Source organism: Yersinia artesiana (genome assembly GCF_902726545.1).
In the GTDB taxonomy this organism is placed as follows: Bacteria; Pseudomonadota; Gammaproteobacteria; order Enterobacterales; family Enterobacteriaceae; genus Yersinia; species Yersinia artesiana.
In genome coordinates this window covers 1-20,908 of the sequence record NZ_CACVAD010000070.1, presented here as the reverse complement: position 1 = coordinate 20,908, position 20,908 = coordinate 1, and the positions used below count along the sequence as shown (strand labels likewise).

Genomic DNA, 20,908 nt, shown 5'->3' with positions numbered 1-20,908 from the left:
AAACTATTATTATAGTTATAAACTCAATCATGAATTTCCAATATCCTCTCTTAATCCGTTACAGATCCATCAAACAAGAAACACATTTAAAAATATATCGGATGTGGCAAATATAGAGTTTATTGAAGATAAAAGTGCTAAACCCAATATTCCTATTGTCAATTTCCACCCAGAAAATCACATTAGTGTCGGAGGTTTTGCCTATTATCCTAATGCTGGTGACATCACCCCCGTGTTTATCAATGCCGATTTCTCAGAAAATCTTGCTCCCACTCACTTAAACTATGGCGGTCACGTTACCGTTCATGAACTTTTACATGCTGTCGGTTTGAAACACACCCATGACACAGTTCGGCTTACGCAACAACACAGCGTCATGAGCTATCTCTCTGAGCGGTATTCAGATGCCAGCTATGGTGGGCATCATGTATCCACACCCCAACTCTATGATATCGCTGCACTCCAATATCTTTATGGTGCCAATATGAATACTCGCGTAGGTAACGATATTTACACCTATTCCACTGATACGCCGATACTCTGTATATGGGATGCGGGTGGGATTGATTCTTTTGATTTTTCTGATCAAACCCAGGATCTGGTCATCAATCTTGCAGCTGGCAGTTTCTCAAACGTGGGGGGATTAACCGGGAATATCTCTATTGCCTATGGAGCAATTATTGAAAATGCGGTTGGTGGTCGTGGTAATGATAAAATTATCGGTAATGATGTAGATAATATCCTGACGGGAGGCTATGGAGCCGATCAACTCTGGGGAAAAAATGGCAGTAATATCTTTTGTTATCGGAATACGAAAGAGTCGATGACAATTGCTGCCGATACCCTACACGACTTTAAATCGCATAAAGATAAAATCGATTTATCACCGCTTATATACGCTAATGATAATGTTGCTTTAGTTGATAGATTCAGCTTTAGTGGCCAAACAGAGATAATACAAAAATATAATGAAATAAGGGACATTACATATTTAATGATTGATTTTGATAATAATCTTCATGAAACAGACATGATGATAAAGCTCACCGGCAAACATCAACTGTCTTTAAATAATTTTATATTAACACCACAACTGGTCGCATAATTTACATGCATTCACAAAATGAATAATTCGAGCTGCTACGATATTTTGCAGCAGCTTGTATGCTGTATTAAGGAAGATGGGTATAAAGATCAAAACGATGGCTTTTAGTTGTCACTGCGGCCTGCGCTGCAACACCAGCCAGTGGTTCGGCATAATCTGGGCGCTTAACCACTACCCGTTTGGTTGCCAATGCGCGCGCCGGTGCCAGTAAACCATCGGCGTCTTCGTCAGCCCCGACCAATGATTGGAACACCCGCATTTCCTTTTTAACCAACGCACTTTTTTGCCGGTGCGGGTACATCGGATCGAGATACACCACTTCGGGCCGAGGTTCAATTTCAGCCAGCGCGGTTAAGCTGGAAGCATGTAATAGCGTTAACCGCTCACGTAACCACGGGCCAATTTCACCGTCCTGATAACCACGGCGCAAACCATCATCCAGCAATGCAGCAACCACGGGATTGCGCTCCAGCATCTGCACATGACAACCCAGTGCCGCCAGTACAAAAGCATCTCGCCCAAGGCCTGCGGTCGCATCAACCACGCGCGGCAAATACCCTTTTTTGATACCGACCGCTTTGGCAACCGCCTCGCCGCGCCCGCCACCAAATTTGCGCCGATGGGCCTGCGTGCCAGCAACAAAATCAACATAAATGCCGCCGAGTTTTGGCTCATCCCGCTTACGCAGTTCAAGGCGCTCAGGTGTTAATACCAGCGCCATAATAGACTGCTCGTCAGACACCAAACCCCAGCGCTCAGCCAGAATAGACAAGGCGCCGGGATCGGCGCCTGCTTCAGACAATAAACAAATACTTACCTGTGACACATTCTAGCCCTTAATACCGTAATGGCGCAGCATAGCATCCAACTGCGGCTCACGGCCACGGAAGCGCTTGAACAGAGTCATTGGCTCCTCGGAACCACCACGGGACAGAATGTTATCGAGGAACGACTGCCCTGTTGCGGCATTGAAAATACCTTCCTCTTCAAAGCGCGAGAAAGCATCAGCCGAGAGCACTTCCGCCCACAAGTAACTGTAATAACCCGCCGCATAGCCACCGGCAAATATATGGCTAAAGGCATGTGGGAAACGGCCCCAGGTTGGCGATGGTACTACCGCGACCTGTTTTTTCACTTCATATAAGATCGGCAGGATCTGCGCGCCAGTCAGCGGATCAAACTCATAATGCATACGGAAATCGAACAGACCGAACTCCAGTTGGCGCAGGATAAACAGTGCCGCCTGATAGTTTTTCGCCGCCAGCAGTTTATCCAGCATCTCTTGTGGCAGTGGCTCATGGGTTTCGTAATGACCGGAAATAAACGCCAGTGCTTCCGGTTCCCAGCACCAGTTTTCCATAAACTGGCTTGGCAATTCGACGGCATCCCACGGCACGCCGTTGATACCAGAGACACCGGCAGTATCAATTTTGGTCAACATATGATGTAAACCGTGGCCGAACTCATGGAACAGTGTGGTCACTTCGTTATGGGTAAACAGCGCCGGTTTGCCGCCCACTGGCCCGTTAAAGTTACAGGTTAGGTAAGCGACCGGTTTTTGTAATTGACCATTCGCTAAACGCAAGCTGCCGACACAATCGTCCATCCAGGCACCGCCGCGCTTGTGTTCACGGGCATATAAGTCCAGATAGAAGCTGCCGCGCAGTTCACCGCTGGCATCATATAGCTCGAAGAAACGCACATCTGGATGCCAGGTATCAACATCGTGGCGTTCTTTGGCAGTAATACCATAAATGCGTTTCACCACTTCAAACAGCCCTTCTACCACCCGCTGTTCCGGGAAGTAAGGGCGCAACTGCTCGTCACTGATAGAGAACAAATGCTGCTTTTGTTTTTCGGAGTAATAGGTGATATCCCACGCAGCTAACTCGCTGACACCATAATGTTTTTCAGCAAAAGCACGTAACTGCGCCAGTTCTTCTTCAGCTTGTGGTCGCGCGCGTTTTGCCAAATCATTCAGGAAGCCCAACACCTGTTGTGGGCTTTCTGCCATCTTGGTCGCCAGTGATTTATCGGCATAACTGCTAAAGCCCAGTAATTGAGCCAATTCATGGCGCAATGTCAGGATTTCGGCCATGATTTCGCTGTTATCCCATTTGCCCGCATTCGGCCCTTGATCAGAAGCGCGAGTGGCAAAGGCGCGATACATCTCTTCGCGCAGTTCAGCGTTATCGGCATAAGTCAGCACCGGCAGGTAACTCGGCATATCCAGAGTCAGCAACCAGCCCTCTTGCTCTTTGGCCTCGGCCATGGCTTTAGCGGCGGCTAATGCACTTTCTGGCAGACCTTTCAGTTGCTCAACATCGGTAATTAACTTGCTCCAACCCATAGTGGCATCGAGCACGTTATTGCTGTACGTCGACCCCAACTCAGATAAGCGGGCCACTATTTCGCCATAACGTTTTTGTTGTTCCGGCTCCAGACCAATACCGGATAACTGGAAATCACGCAGCGCGTTTTCTACCGCTTTACGCTGTGGAGCCGTTAATGCATCAAAGCCCGGCCCTTCTTTCAAGCTGACATAGGCCTGATACAAACCTTTATGCTGACCGACCCAAGTGCCATATTCAGACAGCAGTGGCAAACTTTGTTCATAAGCCGCACGCAATTCCGGGCTGTTTTTGACTGAATTCAAATGCCCGACTGGCGACCAAATGCGTGATAAGCGGTCATCGGATTCGGCCAGTGGCTGGCACAAGTTGTCCCAGGTGAAAGGCCCTGGTTGGGCGACCACCCGCTCCACCGCTTGACGGCATTCATCCAACGCGGATTTCACCGCAGGCACGATATCTTCAGGGCGAATAGCAGAAAATGGCGGCAGGGAGAACGGGGTCAACAGCGGATTTGTCATAAGGCAGTCCTGATTATAGTTGTCGGTCTGACGGCGATTTGCTCATGTCGTCAGGTCATAAATAGGGTTGAAAGATTAACATGAGGTCTGTTACGCAGAAAATCAATGGCTGGCGACATCAATCCCTTTGATAGATAATGCTACCTAAGCCGCAGGAGAAGCCGCAAATGTTAAGTTACCGCCATAGTTTTCACGCCGGCAACCATGCTGACGTTCTGAAACATACCGTACAAAGCCTGATTATTGAGTCTTTGAAAGAGAAAGAAAAACCGTTCCTTTATCTGGATACTCACGCCGGTGCTGGCCGCTATCAGTTAAGCGGCGAACATGCTGAACGCACGGGTGAATACCTTGAAGGTATCGGCCAACTGTGGCAACGCGATGATTTACCCGCTGATTTAGCTCCGTACATGAGTGCAATCAATTACTTTAACCGTGGTGAGAAGTTGCGTTACTACCCCGGCTCACCGTTGATTGCCCGCCATTTATTGCGTGAATACGACAAAATTCATCTGACCGAACTGCACCCTAGCGATTACCCGCTGCTGCGCAATGAATTTGCCAAAGATGAACGCGCCAAAGTCCAGCGAGCCGATGGTTATCAGCAGCTTAAATCACAGTTACCGCCACCATCACGCCGTGGTTTGATTCTTATCGACCCACCGTATGAAATGAAAACTGATTATCAGGATGTGGTGAAAGGTATTCAGGAAGGTTATAAACGCTTTGCAACGGGCACCTATGCATTATGGTATCCGGTAGTTTTACGCCAGCAAGTCAAACGTCTATTGCGGGATTTGGAAGCCACTGGCATCCGCCGTATTTTACAAATTGAACTGGCCGTTCGCCCTGACAGTGACCAACACGGTATGACCGCTTCTGGCATGATCGTGATTAACCCACCGTGGAAGCTGGAGCAGCAAATGAACACGCTGCTGCCGTGGCTGCACAAAGCGCTGGTACCATCCGGCCATGGTCATACGCTGGTGAAATGGGTAGTGCCCGAATAATTCTTTTCTAAATGAATCGCCTATCAGAGCCATTGATGCATAAAGCTTTATCAAGCGCTACACTGATAGGCAATTTTTTAAACGACTTGGAAACGACACTGATGACCAAACATTACGACTATCTGGCAATTGGCGGTGGCAGTGGTGGGATCGCATCGATCAACCGGGCAGCCATGTATGGCAAGAAATGTGCGCTGATCGAAGCTAAAGAACTCGGTGGCACCTGTGTCAACGTCGGTTGTGTACCGAAAAAAGTGATGTGGCATGCGGCGCAAATTGCAGAAGCCATTAAACTGTATGGCCCGGATTACGGTTTTGACACCACAGTGAATCATTTCGATTGGAAAACGCTGATTGCCAATCGTACTGCTTACATCGATCGTATCCATCAGTCTTATGACCGTGGTTTAAGCAATAACAAAGTAGATGTTATTAAGGGTTTTGCGCGTTTTGTTGATGCGCATACCGTGGAAGTGAACGGTGAGAAGATAACCGCCGATCACATCCTGATCGCCACCGGTGGTCGCCCAAGTCATCCAGATATTCCAGGGGCGGAATATGGCATTGATTCCGATGGTTTCTTCGAATTGGATGAGATGCCAAAACGGGTTGCCGTAGTGGGTGCCGGTTATATCGCGGTAGAAATCGCGGGTGTACTCAATGGGTTAGGTACAGAAACGCATCTGTTTGTGCGCAAACATGCGCCGCTGCGTACCTTTGATCCGCTGATTGTTGAAACCCTGTTGGAAGTAATGAATACCGAAGGGCCGAAACTGCATACCGAGGCAGTACCGAAAGCAGTTATCAAAAATGCCGATGGCAGCCTGACACTGCAATTGGAAAACGGCACAGAAGTGACTGTCGACCATCTGATTTGGGCCATCGGCCGTACACCTGCAACCGATAACCTGAATCTGGCTGCCAGCGGTGTCAAAACCAATGAAAAAGGCTATATCGAGGTCGATAAATTCCAGAATACTAACGTCAAAGGTATCTACGCTGTTGGCGATAATACCGGTGCCGTTGAACTGACACCGGTAGCAGTTGCCGCGGGTCGCCGTCTGTCTGAACGCCTGTTTAATAACAAGCCGGATGAGCATCTGGATTACAGCAATATCCCAACCGTGGTATTCAGCCACCCGCCAATCGGGACTATCGGCCTGACTGAACCGCAAGCGCGCGAGAAGTTTGGCGACGAGCAAGTGAAAGTGTACAAATCGTCCTTCACCGCGATGTACAGTGCCGTTACTCAGCATCGCCAACCATGCCGGATGAAACTGGTGTGCGCAGGGCCGGAAGAGAAGATTGTCGGTATTCACGGCATCGGTTTTGGTATGGATGAAATTCTGCAAGGGTTCGCTGTCGCCGTGAAGATGGGCGCAACCAAGAAAGATTTCGACAACACGGTTGCTATCCACCCGACTGCCGCCGAAGAATTTGTCACCATGCGCTAAGGTCAGCTAAAAGAACGTGTAAGGCTATAAACTGCATGGTTTATAGCCTTTTTTATTGCGTTGAATTCGGCCTTCAGGAATATTTTACTTTCGCGTGCGCGAACCCGTTGACAATAATCGCCACCACCGGATAGATAAAAGAGAGCATACTAAACATGGAGTTTACGACAGGAAAAAGTCACTTGCGGGCGGTTGTGCGCCACTTTGGCCCTGCCATAGAGAGCGTTCAGCTAGAGTCCTATGTTCCTGCCCTGCTCAAAGCTGGTGAGTTGCGGGTGAAAATGCAGTTCAGCACAATCAATCCCTCAGACCTGATTACTATTTCTGGCGCATATTCCTCACGAACCCCATTACCCTTCGTGCCCGGCTTCGAAGGGGTTGGCATAGTGGAGGCCGGCGGCGAATTAGTAGGTCAACGCGTCCTCCCTCTGGGAAGTGCCGGTGCATGGCAGCAATATAAGCATTGTGATGCGCAGTGGTGTTTTGCCGTTCCCGACTGGCTCACTGATGAGCAAGCCGCCACCTGCTATGTTAACCCGATGACGGCTTGGTTGATGCTAACAGAAGCCCTCGCCGCCGCCCCTGGAATGAAGATAGTGGTCAGCGCGGCAAATTCGACAATTGGTTTGATGCTGATCCGAATGGCAAAACAGTTGGGCCTAACGGTCACCGCGATTATTCGCCACGCTGGGGCTGAAAATGCTGTTGATAATGCCGAACCCGATGAGTTACTGATATTGCCGGATACGGGTAATGCGACTTATAGCAACTCATTACCGCTAATCGGAGAGGCTGATGCCGTACTCGATTGTGTTGGTGGTAAAACAGCCATCAAGCTGGCAGGCATGCTGCGGCAAAGTGGGAAGTTTATCTCTTACGGGCTGCTGTCCGGTGACCCAATCCCCGCCTCTTTTTGGCAAAATCGACCTGATATTCGCTTTAGTTACTTCCACTTACGTCAATGGGTACATACCGCAGGCCGTGACGCGCTGGCGGCAAAACTCAGTGAAATATTCCCTCTCATTCGTGATGGTATTGCCCACTCACAGGTCACAGATGAATTTCCATTAGATGAACTACCTGTGGCATTAAATCTCATCAAGCGGAAAAAATTACCCGGCAAAATTCTTATTCGCTGCAATCGCTAAAATAAACCAGTCATCCAAGGAATACTATAATCTCAGCCGATACCTGCACCAACATCACCCTTGGTTGAGTTGTTATAGACGTTGACTCTGCTATTATCAACAGATTAGCCGCTGTTTTATGTCATATTTTGTAGAAGAATCATCTGCATAAGGCATGGATAACTGTATTCGAGGAGAATTATGCCGAACGCACCGCGAGACAACCCAGCCCCGCTGGCTGCTGGGATTGAAACTGGCAAAAAAGCGATTTCCTTTATGACACGGATAAGTGATCGTGTGAAAGCTTACCCCGCAGTCGCCCATATTATCCGTGCCACAGATCGTTTCAATGATCGGCTGGGCAGTCAGTTTGGGGCTGCTATTACTTACTTTTCATTTTTGTCACTTATTCCTATCTTGATGGTTTCTTTTGCCGCCGTGGGTTTTGTGCTGGCATCTAATCCTGACTTATTGGCTGAATTAATTAACAAAATTGTTAATACCATCAGTGACCCAAGTTTAGCAGCTACACTGAAAAACACCGTGAATACCGCTATCCAGCAGCGGACGACCGTGGGGTTAACCGGTTTGGCAATTGCACTTTATTCCGGTATCAGTTGGATGGGGAACCTACGCGAAGCCATTCGCGCCCAGTCACGAGATGTTTGGGAGCGCAATCCGCAGGATCAGGAAAAGTTTTATTACCGCTATGCGCGTGATTTTGTTTCGCTCACCGGGTTAGTTATCGCACTGATCATTACCCTTTCACTGACATCCATCGCCGGTGCGGCACAATCTGCAATTGTTGATGCATTAGGGTTAGGGGGGATCGAGTGGTTGCGACCGGTCATGACACTCATTGCCTTATCAATCTCTATTGCCGCTAATTATCTATTATTTTTATGGATATTCTGGATTCTGCCACGACATAAGCCGAAGAAAAAAGCGCTGCTGCGCGGTACCCTGATTGCCGCAATCGGCTTTGAAATCATCAAATTCATTATGACCATGATGCTGCCTCGCCTTGCCAGTTCCCCATCTGGAGCAGCTTTTGGTTCAGTGATTGGTTTAATGGCCTTTTTCTACTTTTTCGCGCGCTTAACCTTATTTTGTGCCGCCTGGATAGCCACGGCCCGTTATGCCGAGGACGGAACCTTGCCTCTGAAAGGCGGCGATAACACCGTTGAGTAACCACGATCATGGGGGATCACCAATGTCTCGCAATATAAAACTATTGATGCTACTCGCTGTTGTCATGCTAGCGGCTCTGCTTGTTTATCAATTGCGTTTCAGCCATGCGGATGCACTGTGGAAAATTGTTAGCCAGCAATGTGTTCCGCATATGGAACAGGAACATAACCCGCAACCCTGTGTTGAGGTTGATACGCAAGCCGGTTTCGTGGTGTTTAAAGATAAGAATGGGCCATTACAGTATTTGTTGATGCCGACCGCCAAAATCAGCGGCATAGAAAGTCCACAGTTATTAGCCGCCAGCAGTCCCAACTATTTCTTTGATGCCTGGCAAGCTCGCCACTTTATGGCGGATAAATACGGTGCGCCCATTGATGATGCGGATATCTCGCTAGCTATCAATTCAATATTTGGCCGCAGCCAGGATCAACTGCACATTCATATCTCGTGCCTAAAGCCAGCAGTCAAAACGGCTCTGGCAGCACAGGAAGCTGATTTCCGTCAGCAATGGCAACCCTTACCCGGCGGTTTATTGGGACACGATTATTTAGTTCGGCGCACTACCGCAGCAGAATTGCAACAATCAGGTGCGTTTCGTTTGTTAGCAAGTGAAGTGCCGGGCGCGAAAGATGAAATGGGGCGTTATGGTTTAGCCATGACAGCATTACCGGATGGGCAATTCTTACTGCTCGCCAGCAAAGCGAGCCTGACAAAATTGTATCGTGCATCGGCGGAAGAGTTGCAAGACCACAGTTGCCAACTGCTTCCTCAACCACCGATACATTAACCCGTTATTTTTTCTGCTTCATTTTTTGCAGCAGCGGAGTGCACTGATTTTCTTCAGCTTCACTGGGGGAAATCAGTGCCAGCAATGCAGCGGCAGGTGTGAGTGCCACACCTAGCACCGCAGCAACTGCGCCACGGGCCAGTAAAGGCCCGGCTTTGACCCCTGCATCAGGCTGTTTAAATGTGCCTTTCACATACAGCGGAGAACGCAGGGTCAGAATTCGCAGCCCTGTGCTTTCTGGATCAATAGATAAATCCAGCCGCTCGGTAGCAAAATTGATATTACCGGTAATGTTGATAATGGTATTTTCGGTATCAATAACAAATAAGCGCGGTGTCGCCAGGCCATTACGCAACTGAATATCCGCCACTGCGCAGTTAATTTTTACCTCATCATCACCAAACAGCTTCGCCACCAGATAGTTACCCACATTCAGGCCAAGTAACTCCATTAAGCTGCGGCTGATAAGCCCCTGATTCAGTAACAAACGCAGATGACCGTTGCTGGTTGCCAACAGCGCAGCAACTGAGTTACCGCTCGCGGTAAATGACGCATCGCCATTCAATTGCCCTAAGCTGTTGCGCATCGCCTGTACCTGCGGCAACAGCTCTTTCAGTTGTAGGCGACGGGCATGCAAATCAACTTTGCCCTGCATCGGGTCTTTGTTGCCATTCAGACGCAGAGTCGCATTGAGATTCCCCCTTGCCATACCAAATCGCAGCGGGTCGAGCAGCAACTCACCGTTATTCAGCACCACATGAGTGGAGAGGTCAGTCAGCGGTAATGATTTATCCCGATCTATACGTTTAGCCGCATAGGTAACATCGGCATCCATCACTCTCCAACTTTTAGTATCAAATTTTTCAGTCGGCAGCACCTTATTGCTCGGTTGTCGGCTGCGCTCGCCACGATTGGCTTTTTCCTGATTGGAATCCGCCCCAATCAAAGGGGCCAAATCAGCAAAACGTAATTTATCTGACGACATGTTGCCGACTAATTTCGGGCGCGGCTGGCTGGCGGTGTAAGTCAGGTCACCATGAATATCGCTATCGCCGATTTTGCCGTTAAAGTTTTCATAACGATAAACCGCCCCACCCGCCTGTTTGAGGCTCGCGATTAAGCGACCATCGGTATTAAATGGGGGAGTGGCCGGCAATAACACACCAATCAGCGGATAGAGGTTATCCAAACTGGCACCGGAGAATTTCAATTGCAGATCCAGCCCCGCCAAATTGGCAGGATCAGTTAATGTGCCCGCTACCGCCACCCGCGTGGAGCCAGAGCGGACATCGGCCTGTAATGGGAAAGGAGTGCTGGCATCACTCATCGACAACATCCCGCCGATTTTGCCACTGCCGGTTAAAGGCTGCCCCTGATACTTGCCGTCAATCTTCCAGCCAAATACAAAGTCTGGGGCGTTGCTTTGCGTTTTTTCAGTAGCTTTTTTCTCGTTACGGGCACCGGTCACCTCAGCAAATGGCAGCGGCTTACCCAGTGGGTCAATCACCGCCTGCAACTCTGCTTTTAGCACCGCGTCTTTCAAGTTTATCTGGCCGCGATCAAACACAATATCATCAATATTAACCGACCAATCAGACGCGCTACTCTTATCCCCGCCAGGGCTATTCGCCAGATTAAATGTCCAGTTATTCTTACCATCCGCCAGCCGCAGCAGGTTGGCATCCGGTTGTGTCAGCCAAATGCGCGGTATCCAGACCTCTTTCGCCAGCAACGCCAGCGGCGCAATGCTGGCATCAACCCGTTTCAGGGTGACCATCTCGCCAGCAGGGAATGCGGTAGATTCTGTTTTGCCTTCGGCGGTGTTGCTTTTACCAGCGGCGTTATCGCCAGCTAAATCGGCCGGGTTACCCAGCACCAAATCTTCAGCGTGAATATGCGGCCACGGCACCCAGCCGCGCCAGCCAGGCTCATCACCTTTACGTGACCAGTCCACACCCAGATTGCCGCGAATAGCGAAAGGCCGTTGCAGCTCGGTCGAGACTTTTTCATTGATGGTTGGTTTTAGACGATTCCAGTCGAAGGTCTTAATAAACACGATGGCTGCCACCAGTAGCAGCAGAATAACCCCGACAATGCCTGTCAGCACTTTTCCAGTTTTGGTCATAACAGCTCCATGCCAATACCATGATGTTAAGAACGTAAAAAGTACTTTAACCATAGTCGAGAATGAAGTAACAGGGCGGGATGGAGGAAAGAGGTGCTGATTTATTGACCCAAAATATTAGCCGCAAAACAGCATAGGGAGGGTCTGTAAACGATCAAATGACGTAGGCCGAGAGAGATAATAGCCTTGTGCGGCAATGGCATCAGACTGCTGCACCATCGCCCATTCTTGTGAGGTTTCCACCCCTTCAACAATTACGCCTTTGCTATAGCTAGCCATGAGAGTCACCAATTTGAAAAACAGTTGGTTTCCGACATCACTTTCTTGCAGCACGATAAACAGATCTCTGGCGACTTTGATGTACTCATAGCGCCAACTAATAAATGAAGTGAAATTCGCCAGCCCACTGCCGAAATCATCCAACCATAACCGGTCTGCTTCAGCAATACGTGCAAAGGGGGTATCAAGGGAGGTATCGACATGCTCAAGCAATTCAAAGCGAATGTAAGGCATGTCATCGATTAATACCTTAGCCTGCAAGTCGTCCTGCATCGCCATTAAAGCCTGACCATCAATGTTAATCGAGACCAACACCGAGTGATGCAAAAATATCGCATGCCATTGTTTAACCATATTCAACTGCTCGAGCACCACCCCCAAACGGGCGCTGATACTGATAGCACTGAAGTAATCCTCCGGATTCAGACGGGTATCCGGCGATGAAGGATGAAAAACTGCCGTAAGCAGCTCGATAGCCAGCAGCGCACCTGAGGTACGATAGATAGGTTGAAAAGTGTACCGACGCTGACATTGCCGCCAGAAGCTCTGTCCTTTATTACGATCAATGGCGGCAAAGGATGGCGCAAGTAAACCTGATACTTTATTGGTCATCATCAGTTTAGTCGCCATGTTTTAGGGCACCAGACCGTCAAGGCAATGAGTATCGCCGTCAGTTTGAGCCACCCTGTGATAAACAGTTTTCCTTCTGGAGATGTTATCGACTCGGACGAACAGAACTTTATATCGCAGCATGACAGATTATTATTTCCAGCCAGATTACAGGCCTCGGCAGGCTGGCGCGGCACATTTAAGCCATCTATATTACTTAGCTCAATGATGCCTTACTGGAGATGAACATGCCTTATGTCAATATTAAAATTACTCGCGAAGGCGCGACGGCGGAACAGAAAAAACAGCTAATCGCCGGAGTGACCCAACTGTTAGTCGATACTTTGGGTAAAAACCCGGCGACGACCGTGGTCGTGATTGATGAAGTAGATACCGATAACTGGGGCATTGGCGGCCACAGCGTGACCGACCTGCGAAAGTCATCATAATTGTGTTCAGAACAGCGGGAAACTTGTCGGTTTCCCGACCTACATCATAAAAAATTTAAAACGTCGTTTTAATACTATTGACTCTAACCAAGCCAGCAGTGAGACTAACCCTTATTTCCCTCATTGACTCACAGGCCAGCTTTCCATGACCAGCAAAAATATTGCCGTTATCGGCGAATGCATGATTGAACTGTCACAAAAAGGTACCGACCTTAGCCGGGGCTTTGGCGGTGATACGCTGAATACGGCGGTGTATGTTGCCCGTCAAGTGTCAAAGCAGGACTTGAATGTCCATTACGTCACAGCACTGGGTACGGACAGTTTCAGTAACGAGATGTTGGCGGCCTGGCAGCAGGAAAACATTCATACCGACCTTATTCAGCGTATGGATGATAAATTGCCAGGGTTGTACTTTATCGAGACAGACAGCACCGGTGAACGCACCTTCTATTATTGGCGCAATGATGCTGCCGCACGTTTCTGGCTCACCAGCCCGGCGGCAGACGAAATCTGCCAACGTCTGGAAAAGTTTGATTATCTGTATCTTAGTGGCATCAGCCTGGCGATCCTCGACAGTGCTTCCCGCCAGCGCTTACTGAAATTACTGCGCGCCTGCCGTGCTAACGGCGGCAAAGTTATCTTTGATAATAACTATCGCCCTCGCCTGTGGCAGAACAAGGAAGAGACGCAACAAGCCTATCGCGACATGCTGGCTTGCACAGATATCGCCTTCCTGACGCTGGATGATGAAGACATGCTGTGGGGCGAGAAGCCACTGGAGCAGGTCATCGAACGCACCCAGAATTTAGGTGTAAGCGAAATTATTATTAAGCGCGGCGCAGATTCCTGCATCGTCTGGGTGAAAGAGGGCTTTGAAGCTCACCAGTATGATGTGCCGGCAGTTAAATTGCCGAAAGAAAAAGTGGTCGATACCACCGCGGCTGGGGATTCCTTCAGTGCCGGTTATTTGGCTGTTCGCCTGACGGGTGGTAGCGCACATGACGCCGCCGTGCGTGGGCATTTAACCGCCAGCACCGTGATTCAGTATCGTGGTGCCATCATTCCACTGGCAGCCATGCCTGTAGTGTGATTCAACATAGAGTCTGAAGGGTTTACCGCACCTAGGGGCACTCCGGCAGCTCACGCTGCTACGGCCCCAACGGCACGATTCCCCTTCCTTCAGCATGACACTAATAAGCCCGGTACATTCCATACAGGGCTTATTGTTTGCTAAATATCTATTTATTGTGCCGTGGTAGGTGTCGCGGGTACTACCTCCGCAGCAGCCGCTGTTGGAACCGCATCTTCTGGCACCACCGTGTGTGGCGTCATAATCGCGTTATAGGCATCCTGCAACACCTTCACATTCACTTCTGGCTCGCCTTTGGGCTGGGTCAGAATCAGCGTGGTATCTTGCGATAATTGCTGCTTCAATTCCTGATTTAGCTCCGCCAACGTCAGCCCTGACAAAAATGCCTGTCGTAGCTTCTGATACTGTTCTGGCGCAATATCCACCACGCCACTTTGCTGCGAACGCAGACGCTGACTCATCAAAATATCAGTATCGGTACGAGCATATGTGGCAAACAACTTACTAAGTTGATCATTTTTCTGCACCATCAAGGCATCAAATTCATCCTGACTCAGGCCATTCGCACGTAAACTGGCCAGTTCGCGCGCCACAAAACTCATTCCCGGCGTCAGATTTTCAGTTGGTGTATTCAGGTGAATCGCACATTGAGCACGCTGATATTGTACCCGGCAATCAAAGCCCAACTTCAGGTTCTTCTGATCACTTTTTTCCAACACTTGTTGAACATGCCAGAATAGCGCCTCACGGGCTAAATCACTGCGCCAGTAGCGGCTTAACGCGACGGAATCCTGAATCGGATGCCAAGGGGTATCCCACATCAGAGATAATGTGTCTTGCGTCGCCTGCTCACTCATCAGGCTCACCGGCTCTGGTGGCAATGGCGCTAACATCGCGACAGGTGCCGGCGTAGTGCGCTTCCCTTTCAACTCAGAGAATGTTTTGCCAATTTGGGCCGCAATACTGCGGCTATCGACATTACCCACCACGTACAATGTCATGGCATCTGGGGTATACCATTGCTGATAAAACTGTTTCAGCTTCTCGATATCTACTGGTTTTGCCACTGGCTGACCGGGATCATGCCCCATCAGAGAAGAGCCTTTAAGGCGGTAGCGCCACCAAGGCTCCTGAATATTTTGCGGGAAAGTGGCAATAGGATCGGTTGCGCTATTCAGCGCTGCATTGACGGTCTGTTCACTGATGGCTAGCTTGCCACTGGTATCGGATAACCACGCCAAGGCTTCTTTCATCAAATCGGGGCGGTTATTGGGCAAACTCAAACTGTATAAGGTGAAATCATAAGATGTAATAGCCGGTGGCAACGGACGATCGTTATCGACCCCTTGCTGCCATAGAGACTGAAGCTGGGCAGGAGTAAAACTCGCGCTGCTCATTAATGCCAGGCGCGGTAACAGATGGGCAAAACCAATGTGTTGTGCGCTCTCTGATAATGAGCCAGTTTTAACCACCAGACGTAACTCGATCCGGTCGCTAGGGCGCTGCGGTGTCGCTAGCAACTGCCATGAAAACCCGTTTTCTAATTTTCCCTGCTGCCAGGCAGGATCGGGTTGTAGTGCTTCAGCCTGCACATTACTGCTGGCGGCAGCCAACAATAATCCACCAACTATGAGACGAATTCTGGTGCCCTGCATGTGAACCCCTACTTAATAAACTATCCAATTTTAAAACAATGCAATCCTTACGTGAACCATGCGTGTTTTCATGCAAATTGTCACAGTGAGAGCGGAACGCTGGAGTGTACCATTCTGTTAGACCGCATGCTTTTGTGGATGTCACTCATAAGAGTAAAAAATAGTATCTAAATGGTAATTAACACAAGAAATGATATCGCGGGGGTGATCACGAGGTGCTACCGGTGGCAATGTTAGCCACCGGTAGTGAATCGAACAGACAACTGACTTAACGTTTTATTCTGGGCGAATCAAGCAGATGTGCTGTTTTTTATCTCGCCATTAGGTAAGGTTTTATTTGATAACACCGCTTGCAGTTGGTCATTATCTAACTGGTTGCACCATTTCGCGACAACAATGGTTGCAACCCCATTCCCCACCAGATTAGTTAGCGCACGGGCTTCCGACATAAAGCGGTCGATACCCAGAATCAGCGCCAAACCTGCCAATGGTAAATGCCCAACCGCCGAGATGGTGGCCGCCAACACGATAAAGCCGCTGCCTGTGACCCCTGCTGCACCTTTTGAGGAGAGCAACAGCACCACCAGTAAGGTCACCTGATGAATCACATCCATATGGGTATTAGTCGCCTGAGCAATAAATACCGCCGCCATGGTCAGGTAAATAGAGGTTCCGTCCAGGTTAAATGAGTAACCGGTCGGGATAACCAGGCCCACCACAGACTTCTTACACCCTGCTTTCTCCATCTTATCCAGCATGCGCGGTAGCACAGACTCTGAAGATGATGTCCCTAACACGATCAACAACTCTTCTTTTATATAACGGATAAATTTGAAGATGTTAAAGCCATTGAATTTCGCAATAGAACCGAGCACCACCACCACAAACAACACGCAAGTTATATAGAAGCAGATAATCAACTGACCCAGTTGCACCAAGCTACCCACACCATATTTACCAATAGTAAAGGCCATTGCACCGAAAGCCCCGATAGGTGCCAGGCGCATAATCATATTGATAATACCGAAGATAACGCGGGAGAAACTCTCGATAACATTAAAGATAAGCTGACCTTTTTCACCCAGACGATGCAGGGCAAAACCGAACAGAACCGCAAACAGTAAGACTTGCAGAATGTTGCCACTGGCAAAGGCACCCACTACGCTGCCAGGAATGATATCCAGCAAGAAGGGTATAATCCCTTGCTGCGAGGCTTGCTCGGCATAAAGTGCAACCGCCTTGGCATCCAGTGTCGCCGGGTCGATATTCATACCAGCACCGGGTTGCACCACGTTAACAATCACCAAGCCAATCAACAGTGCAATGGTACTGACAATCTCAAAATAGAGCAGCGCAATGGCACCGGTGCGGCCCACGGCTTTCATACTTTCCATACCCGCGATACCGGTCACGACGGTACAAAAAATCACGGGTGCGATAATCATTTTAATTAGTTTAACAAATCCATCACCCAGAGGTTTCATTTGAGCGCCGAGATCCGGGTAGAAATGCCCCAACAAAACACCCAAGGTAATCGCCGTTAACACCTGAAAATAAAGACTTTTAAATATTGAAGCTTTCATAACTATGTCCTTTTGGAGTAATACACGGCAGCCTGTCGCTTTGTTCTCTGTAATGATTGAGTGACACTTCTTTTTTATCCGTGCTTGCGCGGAAAATAACACCCTCATAACAATATGGAAATTATTAGTTGCACTGGATTGCACCCTAAACGCGAAATTAAGAACTGAAACGCTTCAAGCGGAAGCAACAATGGGAATTCAGTCAAATCAACCGGACAATTAACTCAAAATGATTAGCGATGAGAATGAATAGAAAAGAAGCAACCAACAGAAGTGAGGGATTATCGGAATGAATGATTTTTGCGGAGAACACTTGATGGGCAGTTGCCCCCTTTTGAGGGTAGGAAAAGGGGGCTATAGAGCAAAACAGTCTGGGTTATTTAATGGCCCGACTGGGTAGCGCAGCAGCACTATTAATGGCAATTTCGTTAATGGCACTCCACTTATTAACATCCGTGCCAAAGGTATCTAACTTGATATATTTGGCCGTAACAGGTGCAAAGGTCAGTTTCTCGCCATTTTTATCTGCGGAAGATGTTTCTAAACCTTCTGCCAACGGCTGCCAGCTCTTGCCATCATTGGAGTAAAAAATGGAAAACTTCAGTTTCCGTTCTGTGGGTTTAAACGGAACAATAAGAATGTTTTCAATGGATTGCTCTTTATCCAATTCAAGCTGTATCCAACTTTCGCCAGATGCCGCCCAACGCGTTTTAACATCACCATCGGCGATGTTCGCCGGAACATGGCCTTTTTCACTGTCATAACCGGATGCCGTTACTGCAACAATTTGTGCCGCATAGCCAGATGCGCAAAACAACGAACCGAGCAAAACAGTGGCTAAAACTTGTTTTTTCATCAACCTATCCTTTTTATCACGACGATGAGAACCCGTGGGTAAAAGCGCCGGGCAAGCAGACCCTGGGAAGCCGCTGCTCGGCACTTTTTACCAACAGCGGCCCCAGCACGGGCCGCTGTCGGGACTATTTACGGCCGTTCGGTTGCAACTTCTCGCCCACATTCAGCAAGAACAGTTCATTATCACGGGTTGAAACTCGCGCTGAACCGTCATCCATTCGATAAGCCCCTTCCGTGAAGCCCGCACCATTGAGGAACGGTGCCACTGCCTGTGGTTTATTGCGCAATGACGCTTCCAGAGCCAGCAGAGCATAAGGCTCTATGGCATCAACATCGGCATATTGGCGATCAGGTGAAGCCATGAAGAAGCCGTCGATATAACGTGTTTTAATGATGTTATCGCCGATTTTTTCTGCTAGTTTCCGATAGTCTGCCACATGACTGGCATTGTAGAGATCCAATAAAGCAAACAAGGCGTAAGGATCACTGTTGGTAGTGTCCATATTGACTTTGACATCTTTGCCCGGCGCAGTACCGATATCACCCAGCCCCTGGTCGTTGGCAATACCGCGGGCCACTTTCCACAGTAATGGGTCATTGTCGATTGCATAGGCACGCGCATAAGAAATCAGGAATTCATTACCTGCTTTGTATGGCTTGATGACTGTGCCTTTCTTGCCGTAATAACCATCACGCGGCAGAGTGTAATTCGACAAATCCTGCCCGTTGGCTATCATTGGGCGGAAGGTATTGTCTTGATCGTTATAGGCATATTTAGCGAATGCTTTCAGGCCATCCACCGTCCATTTCAGCAAGTCCTGCCCCTGCGGGCCTAAGTCTTTACCCAATTGCAACTGCATCAAGGCATTTTCAGAATAAAGGGTGCTGGTGCGCCCTTTAAGCATCATATTGCCCTCCAGTGCTGTCGGGCCGAACTCTGGGCCAAACTGGCGCTGAGCACGATCGCCAAACTTGGAATGGGTATCGGCATCATCTGTTGGCTCTTCACGTTTCAGAGCTTGTGTAAACTGATAAACGCCGAGGCCCGTTTTGGCATCACGCGGCAAAACATACTGATCGGCCAGACGCTTAGCCCAGGTTAGTGCGCCCTGATCTTGCTGGTGTTTGTAAAGCAGGGATGCGGAATAAATCAGATCATTACCCGCATTAAGGAAGCTCAGCCCTTTAGTAGCAAAGAAAGGTGGCTGCTGCTCAAATTTGCTTTCCCACAGTGCGCCCATCGATTTGCCATATTCCCCATGACGGCTGGTTTCGAGAATTCGCCAATCATAGACATGGGCATTCCAAAAACCACGAATAAAGCGAGCGGTGGCATCACTGTCGACAGTGAACATCAGGTCATAGTAGGGATAGGCATTTTTCAGCTCATGCACCATCTCTTTTTCACTTGGCCCTTCTGGTTGGAGGGTTTTCAGATCAACAAACCGGTGTCCGCCCCAATACAGTAAGCCACTTGGGTCTTGATAGTTCTGGAAGTGATAGCGAACAATATCTTCAGCACGTTTCTGATAGCGCGGATCACCACTGAGTTGGCTCAAGCCACTCATGACGCGCATCAGATTTTGCTGTGCTGAAAAGTTTGATAAGACTGCCCGACGGCCATCGGGGAATATCCATTCCAATTGCTGCCCGGTTCGGGGGTCAACACCATCCGCCAGCAGCGGGCTGGGCTTGTCACCGTGGTAGGTATCGGATGCCTTGTTTAATACATTATCGACATACTGTTTTACCACGGCCAGGCGGTCGGTATCCGCTGCCTGTCCGGCGGGTATATACAGCGTTGCCAGCGCTGCCATACTCAAAAATAACGCTCTTTTTTTCATTACTTCGTTACCTGTCAAAAATCGTTATAGCGAGGTGTGACCCCTGAGGTCAGAATTTAATTACTTCAATGAGGATCAGAAGCTGTATTTGATACCTACACGATAACGGGTTTGGCGCTCATCGGTATTTTTGCTGCCGGAAACATTACCGATAGCCATATAAGGCGACCAGTTCTTATCCCACTTATACGTCAATTTAAAATCATGGCTCCAATCGTAATTTTCGTTATCAGACAGAATGACACCGGCTTTATTGGCTTGCTTATAATCCAGCTCATAGTCTAATTGGAAATCTTTGTAAATTTTGTAGCTCAGGACGCTCGTCAGATTATAACCATTCTCAGACGTGTCTTTTTTCGTATTAATATTGGCGCTGGTGCGTTTGTAATAAGGACGGTAACGCAATGAAATAGAGAGATCATCGGTAATATTAGCCTTACCACGCAGATAAGGACGATAGTTGTTAGCCGTTGAGCTTGAATCTAATGAAAAGCCTGGTTCAATAGAGAATGTCTTATCAATTTTATAGACATAGCTGGCAACCACTTCGGTACCATTACTCACACCTTCATGGAATGGCTTGTCTTTGTCACTGGCGCTTTTCCACTTACCTTCCAGAGATAACCCGAAGCCATTGGCAAAGCGATGGGACATTAATAAACGGTCTTTATGGTTATTACCACTTTGGTCTTGTGTTTCATGACGATAGTCAATAGTCACAGCCATTGCGCTGGTGCTGATAAGTGATGCCACTGCCAGAGATAATAATTTAAATTTCATTACAGTTACCTTATTTTAATAAATAACATTAATTATTATGATAAATATAGATCTCACTTATGAAACATCATTCTATTTATTTTGGTATTAAGT

At 48.5% G+C, this 20,908-nt stretch carries 17 protein-coding genes; 8 read left to right on the top strand and 9 right to left on the bottom strand.

Annotation, left to right across the window (positions count from 1 at the left end):
• Positions 1–1,105, top strand: a 1,105-nt coding sequence (locus tag HU019_RS18450; RefSeq protein WP_174850510.1) for a M10 family metallopeptidase C-terminal domain-containing protein, incomplete at its 5' end; no start/stop codon positions are given.
• A 67-nt stretch (positions 1,106–1,172) separates the two neighbouring features.
• Here the strand turns inward: HU019_RS18450 and rsmJ are convergent.
• Together rsmJ and prlC are read right to left on the bottom strand one after the other, a co-directional pair.
• A complete protein-coding gene (gene rsmJ, locus HU019_RS18445; RefSeq protein WP_174848189.1) occupies positions 1,173–1,931 on the bottom strand; it encodes a 16S rRNA (guanine(1516)-N(2))-methyltransferase RsmJ in 759 nt (252 codons plus the stop codon).
• Between the two features lie 3 nt (positions 1,932–1,934).
• Positions 1,935–3,977, bottom strand: a complete 2,043-nt coding sequence (prlC, locus tag HU019_RS18440) for an oligopeptidase A (RefSeq protein ID WP_019084127.1) — start codon at positions 3,975–3,977, stop codon at positions 1,935–1,937.
• 167 nt (positions 3,978–4,144) lie between these two features.
• Between prlC and HU019_RS18435 the strand changes: the two genes are divergently transcribed.
• From HU019_RS18435 to HU019_RS18415, 5 genes are all read left to right on the top strand, one after another.
• Positions 4,145–4,987, top strand: a complete 843-nt coding sequence (locus HU019_RS18435; protein WP_004388937.1) for a 23S rRNA (adenine(2030)-N(6))-methyltransferase RlmJ — start codon at positions 4,145–4,147, stop codon at positions 4,985–4,987.
• A gap of 101 nt (positions 4,988–5,088) precedes the next feature.
• Complete coding sequence (gorA, locus tag HU019_RS18430) at positions 5,089–6,441, top strand: glutathione-disulfide reductase (protein ID WP_050076661.1); 1,353 nt, start codon at positions 5,089–5,091, stop codon at positions 6,439–6,441.
• Positions 6,442–6,596: 155 nt separating this feature from the next.
• Complete coding sequence (locus HU019_RS18425) at positions 6,597–7,589, top strand: zinc-dependent alcohol dehydrogenase family protein (protein ID WP_174848190.1); 993 nt, start codon at positions 6,597–6,599, stop codon at positions 7,587–7,589.
• 180 nt (positions 7,590–7,769) lie between these two features.
• Positions 7,770–8,759, top strand: a complete 990-nt coding sequence (yhjD, locus tag HU019_RS18420) for an inner membrane protein YhjD (protein ID WP_174848191.1) — start codon at positions 7,770–7,772, stop codon at positions 8,757–8,759.
• Between the two features lie 22 nt (positions 8,760–8,781).
• Positions 8,782–9,546 carry a CDP-diacylglycerol diphosphatase gene (locus HU019_RS18415; RefSeq protein ID WP_174848192.1) on the top strand — a complete coding sequence of 255 codons (765 nt, stop codon included), beginning with the start codon at positions 8,782–8,784 and terminating at the stop codon, positions 9,544–9,546.
• 4 nt (positions 9,547–9,550) lie between these two features.
• Here the strand turns inward: HU019_RS18415 and HU019_RS18410 are convergent, their stop codons facing one another.
• On the bottom strand, positions 9,551–11,671 hold the full coding sequence (locus HU019_RS18410; RefSeq protein ID WP_174848193.1) for an AsmA family protein: 2,121 nt from the start codon (positions 11,669–11,671) through the stop codon (positions 9,551–9,553).
• Between the two features lie 117 nt (positions 11,672–11,788).
• Positions 11,789–12,580: a cyclic-guanylate-specific phosphodiesterase gene (gene pdeH / locus HU019_RS18405; protein ID WP_174848194.1), complete on the bottom strand. Its 792-nt coding sequence runs from the start codon at positions 12,578–12,580 to the stop codon at positions 11,789–11,791.
• Between the two features lie 227 nt (positions 12,581–12,807).
• Between pdeH and HU019_RS18400 the strand changes: the two genes are divergently transcribed.
• Together HU019_RS18400 and kdgK are read left to right on the top strand one after the other, a co-directional pair.
• Positions 12,808–13,008 carry a 2-hydroxymuconate tautomerase family protein gene (locus HU019_RS18400; protein WP_004388926.1) on the top strand — a complete coding sequence of 67 codons (201 nt, stop codon included), beginning with the start codon at positions 12,808–12,810 and terminating at the stop codon, positions 13,006–13,008.
• A gap of 145 nt (positions 13,009–13,153) precedes the next feature.
• A complete protein-coding gene (gene kdgK / locus HU019_RS18395) occupies positions 13,154–14,098 on the top strand; it encodes a 2-dehydro-3-deoxygluconokinase (protein ID WP_174848195.1) in 945 nt (314 codons plus the stop codon).
• A gap of 152 nt (positions 14,099–14,250) precedes the next feature.
• On the opposite strand, the gene HU019_RS18390 is transcribed toward kdgK, so the two are convergent.
• The 5 genes from HU019_RS18390 to HU019_RS18370 form a co-directional block, all read right to left on the bottom strand.
• Positions 14,251–15,753: a M16 family metallopeptidase gene (locus tag HU019_RS18390; protein ID WP_174848196.1), complete on the bottom strand. Its 1,503-nt coding sequence runs from the start codon at positions 15,751–15,753 to the stop codon at positions 14,251–14,253.
• A gap of 290 nt (positions 15,754–16,043) precedes the next feature.
• Positions 16,044–17,336 (bottom strand): dicarboxylate/amino acid:cation symporter, encoded by a 1,293-nt coding sequence (locus HU019_RS18385; RefSeq protein ID WP_174848197.1) that lies wholly within the window; start codon positions 17,334–17,336, stop codon positions 16,044–16,046.
• 376 nt (positions 17,337–17,712) lie between these two features.
• Positions 17,713–18,192 (bottom strand): discoidin domain-containing protein, encoded by a 480-nt coding sequence (locus tag HU019_RS18380; RefSeq protein WP_174848198.1) that lies wholly within the window; start codon positions 18,190–18,192, stop codon positions 17,713–17,715.
• Between the two features lie 124 nt (positions 18,193–18,316).
• Entirely contained in the window at positions 18,317–20,035 is a 1,719-nt protein-coding gene (locus tag HU019_RS18375; protein ID WP_174848199.1) for a pectate lyase, read from the bottom strand.
• A 75-nt stretch (positions 20,036–20,110) separates the two neighbouring features.
• The gene (locus HU019_RS18370) at positions 20,111–20,815 is read right to left on the bottom strand and encodes an oligogalacturonate-specific porin KdgM family protein (RefSeq protein WP_174848200.1); all 705 of its coding nucleotides are present in this window, start codon (positions 20,813–20,815) and stop codon (positions 20,111–20,113) included.
• Between the last annotated feature and the right edge of the window lie 93 nt (positions 20,816–20,908).

Coding starts and splice junctions, on each gene's coding strand:
- prlC (WP_019084127.1), bottom strand. CDS start 3,977: ATGACAAATCCGCTGTTGACCCCGTTCTCCCTGCCGCCATTTTCTGCT.
- HU019_RS18435 (WP_004388937.1), top strand. CDS start 4,145: ATGTTAAGTTACCGCCATAGTTTTCACGCCGGCAACCATGCTGACGTT.
- gorA (WP_050076661.1), top strand. CDS start 5,089: ATGACCAAACATTACGACTATCTGGCAATTGGCGGTGGCAGTGGTGGG.
- HU019_RS18425 (WP_174848190.1), top strand. CDS start 6,597: ATGGAGTTTACGACAGGAAAAAGTCACTTGCGGGCGGTTGTGCGCCAC.
- yhjD (WP_174848191.1), top strand. CDS start 7,770: ATGCCGAACGCACCGCGAGACAACCCAGCCCCGCTGGCTGCTGGGATT.
- HU019_RS18415 (WP_174848192.1), top strand. CDS start 8,782: ATGTCTCGCAATATAAAACTATTGATGCTACTCGCTGTTGTCATGCTA.
- HU019_RS18410 (WP_174848193.1), bottom strand. CDS start 11,671: ATGACCAAAACTGGAAAAGTGCTGACAGGCATTGTCGGGGTTATTCTG.
- pdeH (WP_174848194.1), bottom strand. CDS start 12,580: ATGGCGACTAAACTGATGATGACCAATAAAGTATCAGGTTTACTTGCG.
- HU019_RS18400 (WP_004388926.1), top strand. CDS start 12,808: ATGCCTTATGTCAATATTAAAATTACTCGCGAAGGCGCGACGGCGGAA.
- kdgK (WP_174848195.1), top strand. CDS start 13,154: ATGACCAGCAAAAATATTGCCGTTATCGGCGAATGCATGATTGAACTG.
- HU019_RS18390 (WP_174848196.1), bottom strand. CDS start 15,753: ATGCAGGGCACCAGAATTCGTCTCATAGTTGGTGGATTATTGTTGGCT.
- HU019_RS18385 (WP_174848197.1), bottom strand. CDS start 17,336: ATGAAAGCTTCAATATTTAAAAGTCTTTATTTTCAGGTGTTAACGGCG.
- HU019_RS18380 (WP_174848198.1), bottom strand. CDS start 18,192: ATGAAAAAACAAGTTTTAGCCACTGTTTTGCTCGGTTCGTTGTTTTGC.
- HU019_RS18375 (WP_174848199.1), bottom strand. CDS start 20,035: ATGAAAAAAAGAGCGTTATTTTTGAGTATGGCAGCGCTGGCAACGCTG.
- HU019_RS18370 (WP_174848200.1), bottom strand. CDS start 20,815: ATGAAATTTAAATTATTATCTCTGGCAGTGGCATCACTTATCAGCACC.